This is a genomic window from Candidatus Megaera venefica (assembly GCF_034554655.1).
GTDB lineage: Bacteria > Pseudomonadota > Alphaproteobacteria > Rickettsiales > Rickettsiaceae > Megaera_A > Megaera_A venefica.
Map to the genome: position 1 here is coordinate 1 of NZ_JARJFB010000089.1, position 7,899 is coordinate 7,899.

The window sequence follows — 7,899 nt, forward strand, 5'->3', positions numbered from 1 at the left end:
CTTCAGACACATCAAGATCTTGCTGCAAATATTCATAACCACAAAAATATTGCCAATAAATATTTTCCTTTAGCTCTTCCTCCGTAAACGAATCAGAACCGTTGTACATAGCTTGAAGCATTGATAGTGCTAGCATTACTCTATGATCTTTCTTATTTCTACCAAATTGCTTGATTTCAATGTTAGGCAATGCTCTGGCTTCAAGTTCAGACCAATTTACTAAATCCCTTAGTTTATATAACTTGTTTTTAGGATTTAGTTTTGTAGATAATTTCTCTTCAAATAACCTTTCTTGTTTTTGGAGAAAAGTAATATTTTCTATAGGCATAATTTTAAAATCCGTAAGCTTTATGCGGTAATTATACCATTTTCTTATGGATTTTGTAAGCTGTTTATGACATGAAACCCCTTGTTAATTCAGGCGGGGAGAGTTTTGACGGAGGGACTAACTAAGCAAGTCGACTTCATCCTGCATCAGAACTACCAAGCAGCTCAAGCGGTTCTGTATTATCAGATTTAATAACCTCTTGATCTGAATTAAGATTCATCCTGTTTGAAACTAGGGTCTTTGCAGCATGAGCGGCAAAATTCACTGCCTCTAGACTTTCAAGTAAAGACACGCCTTGTGGCAAATTTCCATCTTTATCCAATTTCCAGGCTTTTAATGGTTGATCGGTGCCCTCGGCCAATTCTTTGACTTGTACATTTTGCTCTTTCATAATATAACCTTAAATTGATGAATTAATTCTAAATGTCTAATAAAAAACATAATATTTGTCAACTAATTTGATAAGATCAACAACGATATTTTAGAAAATCTGTATAATTAACCTGAACTATGGATAAGGTAAATATAATCCTTTTAAGCGCTGGTTATAAGGTCTGTAGAGTCCGAAGATGAGGTTATGTGTGGCTGTTTATACCAGAAAACCCAGATATCTGAGTTCAGTATAACTTCTTCATAGCCAGATTATTATAACATTAGGTTCGTTAAAAACTCTTGAGCATCACGTATTAAAGCATCTTGATTCAAGACTTTTATGAAGACAAGTTTGTTATCTGGTTTTATCTTAGCATGTCTTGGAAACTTGTTAATAAAAGAAAGCACCATTTCAGCTACACCTAAATTCTCACGAAATTTCACAACAAATCCATTTGGGCCACTATCAAAAGTTTCTACATTTAGTTTGAAACACATATTTCTGATTTTTACCATTTCTAAAAGATTATTAAACTCTTTTGGAATTAAGCCAAATCTATCCTCCATCTCTATACGGAAATTTTCAATTTCTTCACTTGATTTAAGATCACCGGTTCTTCTGTATATAGCAAGCCTTAAAGATGAATCCTCTATATAATTATCGGGGATTAATATAGCTATACCGAGGTTGATTATTGGATTAAAGCTCTCTGAGTTATTAGCAGCATCATTCTTCAGCTCATTAATTGCTTCATCTAACATCTCTTGATATAATTCAGCCCCTACTTCTCGGATATGTCCCGATTGCTCATCACCGACAAGGTTACCGAATCCTCTCAGATCCATATCATGGCTAGCTATAGTAAATCCAGCACCAAGAGAATCAATATTTTGCAAAATATCAAGACGTTGCAAAGAATGTTTGGTAGATTTATGATGAGTTAATGTTAAATACGCATAACCTCGAACCTTTCCTCTACCAACACGTCCTCGAAGTTGGTAAAGCTGACTTAAACCCAGCATATCAGAACGATGAATAATAATAGTATTTGCAATAGAAATATCAATCCCAGATTCAATTATTGTTGTTGACAGTAAAATATCAAATTTTGCCTCACAAAACTCATTCATAGTATTATCAACTTCTGATGGAGCCATTTGCCCGTGAGCTATTTTAAATTTAAGCTCAGGTACAATAACACTTAGTTGCTTTGCTACCCACTCAATATCCTTAATACGAGGAACGACATAAAAGCTAATACCGCCTCTGAAGCGCTCTCTCATAAGAGCATCTCGGATTACTACTGCATCGAACGGTAAAACGTTTGTTCTAACCGGCAAGCGATCTATCGGAGGGGTTGTAATCAAACTTAAATCTTTAATGCCTACCATTGACATTTGTAGGGTTCTTGGTATTGGAGTTGCAGATAGTGACAACACGTGTACATTTGACTTTAGTTGTTTTAAATGCTCTTTCTGAGCAACACCAAAATGTTGTTCCTCATCAATAATGATCATTTTAAGGTTTTTAAACTTTATATCAGCAGCAAGCAAAGCATGTGTTCCGATTATTATGTTAATTTCCCCTCTTTCCACCCCTTCTTTTACCTTCTTGGCTTGTGACGGCTTTATAAGGCGTGATAGCTGAGCAATATTCAAACCCATATTTTTGAATCGATCAAGAAAGTTATGAAAATGCTGCTTACAAAGTATAGTTGTTGGTGAAATAATTGCTACTTGCGGCCTATCGTCGTTCACACTACAACTAACCATAAAGGTAGCACGCATCGCAACTTCCGTTTTACCAAACCCAACGTCTCCACAGATAAGCCTATCCATTAGTTTGCCACTTTCTAAGTCCGACTTTATATCTTCAATTGATGAAATTTGATCATTAGTTTCGTTATAAGGAAAATTTTTACAAAACTTGTCATAGGCACTTTGTTCAAAATATGTTGGTGCCGTTGTAGCCAACTGTCTTGCAGCTGAGATTTTAATTAACTTGGCTGCAATATCTTTTATTCTATTCTTCAACTTGGACTTACGCTTTTGCCAACTGGCACTTCCTAGCTTGTCAAGAACGACCTCATCACCCCCGTATTTTTTAAACTGATCTATGTTCTCAACCGGTAAATATAATATATCATTATTGGCATAGATAATTTTTAAACAATCATGCGCTATATTATCAACATAGATAGTCTGTATTTTCTCAAATCTACCAATACCATGCTCTTTATGAACTACTATTTCACCTTCAACAATATTATCAAGTTCGGTTAGTATGCTCTTAAGTTTTTTACTAGCTGATTTATGGCTTTGGGTAACAAACTTATTACCTAAAATGTCATTTTCAGCAATGAATAGATATTTAGAGGACATAAAACCAGTCGATAATGGCGCAATCCCTAAGTTTATAATATTCTTCTTGGCTTCTGATAGTTTGCTAATTTCTAAAGTGGCATAGTCACTAGTTTCGGCAATGTTTTTTATTCTAGATTTACCACTTTTTGAATTACAAAGAATTATTGGAATTTTTTTCTTATTTTCTACGATAAGCTCAAACAATTTGTCAAACTCTGTCTTGTTTTCAATTTTAGCCTGTATGGCGATATCTATAATAGACGTTAAATCGTTACTTGAGCCATGTTCTATTAGAGTGCAGTTATCAAGAGATAGCCTTTCTTTGATTGTTTGACTGCTATTAATTAAGAAAGATGGTGGGATAGCAAAATAAAAGGAGTCTGGATTTGATTTGTTTGAAAGCAAACGAGATTCATAAAAGTCATTATAAGTATTTTCAAACTCTATCATTGATTGGAGACACAAATTATCATAAATTATTTCATGTTCACCCAAAAACTCATAGAGCGAACTCATGTTTTTGAAAAACAAAGGCATTAAATGTTCATACCCATGAAATTTTTGACCAGATATTATAGATTCATACATTGGACTATGTATATGGTTTACACCAAAAAGTTGTAGAAAATTGTTTTTGAAATTAATTATAGTTTGGGAGTTAATAAGCGTTTCTGTTGCAGATGATAAAATTAGACTATCGACTGATTTTGTTGATATTTGGCTATAAGTATCATATTCCCTGATTGACTCAATTTGATTCCAACCAAAATTAATTCTATATCCTTTGTTTGCGTGCGTGACAAGATCAACAATCTCTCCCCTTACTGCAAATTCGCTACTATCTACGGCACTGGCAACCCTAGAAAACCCAGCTTTTATAAGAAACGTTATTATAGCCTCAATGTCAAGCTTTGCCTCAGATTTAATGCTCAATGTTGAATCAACAAATTCTTCTGGAGGAGGAATTTTCTGGAGCAAATTTTGTGCTGCTGTGACAAGTATTTTAGGCTCACCATTCATTGCGAGCTCAGTTAAAGCAGAAGCCCTTTTTGCCAAAATTTCAGAGTTCGGAGAAACCCTATCATAAGGAACAGTATCAAGGCTAGGAAAGTGAATAACCTGGCGTTTTGTAATTCCATTGTGACCATAGAATTTTAGTTGTTTATATGCAGAAATTGTATTTTCTTCTTCTGAGCAACACAATAAAAGATTTTTATTTTTGTTGTTAAAATGTTCTAAAGCGTAGAGTGATTTAGAAGAAAAAGGAATCAAGAGTTTTTTCATTATGCAGATGGATCGAATTTTAGTATTTGAGTCATTACTGTGGATAAATTTTCTTCAGGAACAGGCTTTTTCTTCACATACCAATCGTATAAATCAGCATCATTTTGTTGCAAAATATGTTCAAAAATTTGCAGCTCATCATCTGTCATTTTTTCTATATTTTGCTTAGCAAACTGACCAATAATTAAGTCCGTTTCTTTACAACCCCTATTACAACTTTGATAAAGCAATTTTTTGATAAATTGGTCCCTGTTTTTGATATTCATAATTTATGACCTTGCAAAAAAAAAATATGGTAATATTATTGTCTACAGCAGTAAAAAAGCAAGCGATTTATAATCGTGCTTAAATTTCCAGCAATCCATGTTGAAGCCTTAAATTGGCTTCCTCCGTTATTATGAAAATATATATTTTATCCTAAGAGACTAGTGAAAGATGAAACAGTTGGATCAAATTATGCCACAATATAAAGATGGTGATTATTATGCCGACTTATGGAAAAGTGTAAGCCGTGATTTAGTTGCCCATTATGGAGAAGATCTTTATAAAAGTTGGTTTAGTAAGATAAGTTTCTTTGAAGCTATTGGAGGCAATGAAATAATACTTTCAGCGCCAAGTAATTTCATTAGAGATTGGATTAAATCTAACTATTTTGATATCATATCAAAACTATTACTGCATCATGATACTGAGGTAAAATCGGTTGATATAATCACTAAAGAATTACCTAAATCTGATGTTGTAGTTATTTCTCCCAATACATTATCACTGATAGATCAAAGTGACGTTAAAGAAGATACTACGTCTTCTTTGGATCCACGTTTTACGTTTGATAATTTTGTTGTTGGACCACCAAATGAATTAGCCTATGCGGCCTCTCTTTCTGTTGCTGAAGCAGAGTGCGCAATCGCAAAGTCCAATCCACTATTTTTGTATGGCGGGGTTGGTCTTGGCAAAACTCATTTAATGCACGCCATTGCTTGGCATGCCAATAAAAAGAATCCTAATAGAAAAGTACTGTACATGTCGGCTGAGAAATTCATGTACCGCTTTATTAAAGCGCTACGTAATAAAGATATTATGTCTTTTAAAGAAGAATTTCGTTCTGTTGATGTTTTGATGATTGATGATATACAATTTATTTGTGGAAAAGAAAGTACGCAGGAAGAGTTTTTTCATACATTCAATGCAATTATCGACAATAATAAACAAATGGTTATTTCCTGTGACCGCTCTCCAACTGATCTTGATAACATCGAAGATAGAATAAAATCTAGACTTGGATGGGGATTAGTTGCTGATGTTCACAGCACAACTTACGAGCTTCGAATTGGTATCCTTGAATCTAAGCTAGAGAAAATGGATGTTAAGATCTCTAAGAATGTAATTGATTTTTTAGCCTCAAAAATAACATCGAATGTCAGAGAGTTAGAGGGGGCACTTAATAAAGTTATTGCACACTCAACCCTTGTTGGACGAGAAATAACCCTGGAAAGCACTCAAGATATTTTAAGAGATTTGCTCCGCTCAAATGAGCGAACAATAACCGTTGAAGATATACATAAAAAAATAGCTAATAGATATAACATGAAAGTCTCTGATATGTCATCTTCAAGTAGACTAAGATCTATAGCCAGACCAAGGCAAATAGCAATGTATTTATCAAAAACATTAACTCCAAAGAGTCTCGCTGACATAGGAGCAAAGTTTGGTAAAAAAGATCATACAACAGTTATGCATGCTATAAAAAAAATAGAAGAACTCATGGCGTCAGACCCTGATTTTCGAGAAGAAGTGAATCTTTTATCTAGAATATTGCAAAGTTGATTATAAGCACGTCTTGCTGAATTTTGTTTAACTGTCCGAAGTTGCTAAGCAGCTAAGGAGACACTAGTGGCCCGGATAACGAAATATTTGTTGGCTTAGTTAAAACAAAGACCTTGTAAAGCAAAAGAAGTCATCCTGAACTTGTTTCAGGATCGAGGCAATGGAGAAAAGAGCTCTGGACAAGAAAGAGAGGCGCAAAGCAGCTTCAGCATGATGGTGGTGTGTTATAAAGGCCCCCTGCACCTCACCAGGAGGCATGCGAGTTAAGTTCAGCAGAACAACACGGTCGATTATATTAGGTTAAATCTCCTTATATCTTCGACAACTTAGAACAGTTAGTTGTGAACCAAATTGAGACTAATGATTTGGTAATTAATATAATTTAAAAAAATATTTAGGGTATTATGTCAGAAGATATAAAAAAAATGAATCTTGAAATGCTAGTTCAGACAAAAGACCTAGTGCATGCTTTAAGTTTTGCAAATTCGGTTGTCGAAAAAAGAAATGTTTTGCAAGAACTGAATAACATAAAATTAGTAGTAAAATCTGGTATAGTTGAGATCGGAGCAACCGATATGGATTTATACCTGAACCAAGAAATTGGGGCAGAAGTTCTTTGTGAGGGACAAACTACAGTTTCAACACAAACACTTTCAGATATAGTCAGAAAGATACCCGATACTAAAATCAGAATAAAACAAATAGCTGATTCAGATAAAATTGAAATAACTGGAGCAAACTGCCGTTTTGAATTGTTGACACTCCCAGCTGTCGCTTTTCCAGCAATGGAGGATATAGATTCTAGCGTTAGCCTCAGGATCCCCTCGTCTGAATTAGCAAAAGTAATTGAGTATACTAATTTTTCTATGTCAACTGAGGAAACGAGATATAATTTAAATGGCATATACATGCATGTCAAAGAAGGTGAATTTTCAGGCGTTTCTACTGACGGACATAGGCTTTCTATAGCATCTGTATTACTGGATAAAAAGACTGATGATTTTGGAGTTATTGTCCCACGAAAGACTGTAATTGAGCTATTGAAAATATTGAAAGACTCAAAAAACATTCAATCTGACATCGAAGTATTTTTATCTAATACCAAGATTAAATTTAAATGTAATAATTTGGTTCTAATTTCCAAGCTTATTGATGGCACTTTTCCTGAATATTCTTCATTTATTCCAACTGAGAATCAAAATAAACTTACTGTCAATGCAAAGCTCTTAGCTAGTGCAATTGATAGAGTTGCCACTGTTACAGTAGATAAATTTAGAGCAGTAAAGCTATTTATTGGTAATGAATCCATGGAAATAACAGCTTCCGGCGAAGCAAAAGGTGCCGCAAGCGAGGTACTGCATTACTCGTTAGAAAAAGATAACTCTTGTAATTACGTTGGATCAAATGTTTCAATTGGCTTTAATCCAAGATACATAAGTGATGTGCTGGGTGCAATACATACAGATCAAGTTGAAATATTTTTTAAAGACTCTTTTTCTCCTGTTTTAATTAAAACGAATTTGAGTTCCAAAGATTGCTTTGTTGTAATGCCAGTTAAAGTTTAGTGCTTTTCCGGACGGCTTCATTAAAACCATTTGGAACCATCCCGAACTATGAATAATAGACTTTTTTTCCATAAGCATAATTAGTCTCTCCGTCAAAACTCTAAATTTTTGATATAATTTCAAGAATTTCAAAAATAAATCACCGCACATTCATTTTTT

At 34.1% G+C, this 7,899-nt stretch carries 6 protein-coding genes; 2 read left to right on the plus strand and 4 right to left on the minus strand.

Annotated elements, in window-relative coordinates:
* The 4 genes from Megvenef_RS05935 to Megvenef_RS05950 form a co-directional block, all read right to left on the minus strand.
* Nucleotides 1-328 (minus strand): transposase (locus Megvenef_RS05935; RefSeq protein WP_322776028.1); only part of this gene is annotated, 328 nt, incomplete at its 3' end.
* Nucleotides 329-464: 136 nt separating this feature from the next.
* Nucleotides 465-719 (minus strand): hypothetical protein, encoded by a 255-nt coding sequence (locus tag Megvenef_RS05940; RefSeq protein ID WP_322777060.1) that lies wholly within the window; start codon nucleotides 717-719, stop codon nucleotides 465-467.
* Between the two features lie 254 nt (nucleotides 720-973).
* Complete coding sequence (gene mfd, locus Megvenef_RS05945) at nucleotides 974-4,348, minus strand: transcription-repair coupling factor (protein ID WP_322777061.1); 3,375 nt, start codon at nucleotides 4,346-4,348, stop codon at nucleotides 974-976.
* A complete protein-coding gene (locus Megvenef_RS05950) occupies nucleotides 4,348-4,614 on the minus strand; it encodes an FAD assembly factor SdhE (RefSeq protein WP_322777062.1) in 267 nt (88 codons plus the stop codon). Before Megvenef_RS05950 ends, mfd begins: the two co-directional genes overlap by 1 nt.
* Before the next feature lie 169 nt (nucleotides 4,615-4,783).
* Between Megvenef_RS05950 and dnaA the strand changes: the two genes are divergently transcribed.
* Together dnaA and dnaN are read left to right on the plus strand one after the other, a co-directional pair.
* Nucleotides 4,784-6,175: a chromosomal replication initiator protein DnaA gene (gene dnaA, locus Megvenef_RS05955; protein WP_410519765.1), complete on the plus strand. Its 1,392-nt coding sequence runs from the start codon at nucleotides 4,784-4,786 to the stop codon at nucleotides 6,173-6,175.
* Nucleotides 6,176-6,579: 404 nt separating this feature from the next.
* Nucleotides 6,580-7,740, plus strand: a complete 1,161-nt coding sequence (gene dnaN / locus Megvenef_RS05960) for a DNA polymerase III subunit beta (RefSeq protein WP_322777063.1) — start codon at nucleotides 6,580-6,582, stop codon at nucleotides 7,738-7,740.
* The last annotated feature ends 159 nt before the right edge of the window (nucleotides 7,741-7,899 follow it).

Excerpts from the sequence above, each read along its gene's own strand:
- Megvenef_RS05940 (WP_322777060.1), bottom strand. The coding sequence starts at position 719 with ATGAAAGAGCAAAATGTACAAGTCAAAGAATTGGCCGAGGGCACCGAT.
- dnaA (WP_410519765.1), top strand. The coding sequence starts at position 4,784 with ATGAAACAGTTGGATCAAATTATGCCACAATATAAAGATGGTGATTAT.
- dnaN (WP_322777063.1), top strand. The coding sequence starts at position 6,580 with ATGTCAGAAGATATAAAAAAAATGAATCTTGAAATGCTAGTTCAGACA.
- Megvenef_RS05950 (WP_322777062.1), bottom strand. The coding sequence starts at position 4,614 with ATGAATATCAAAAACAGGGACCAATTTATCAAAAAATTGCTTTATCAA.
- mfd (WP_322777061.1), bottom strand. The coding sequence starts at position 4,348 with ATGAAAAAACTCTTGATTCCTTTTTCTTCTAAATCACTCTACGCTTTA.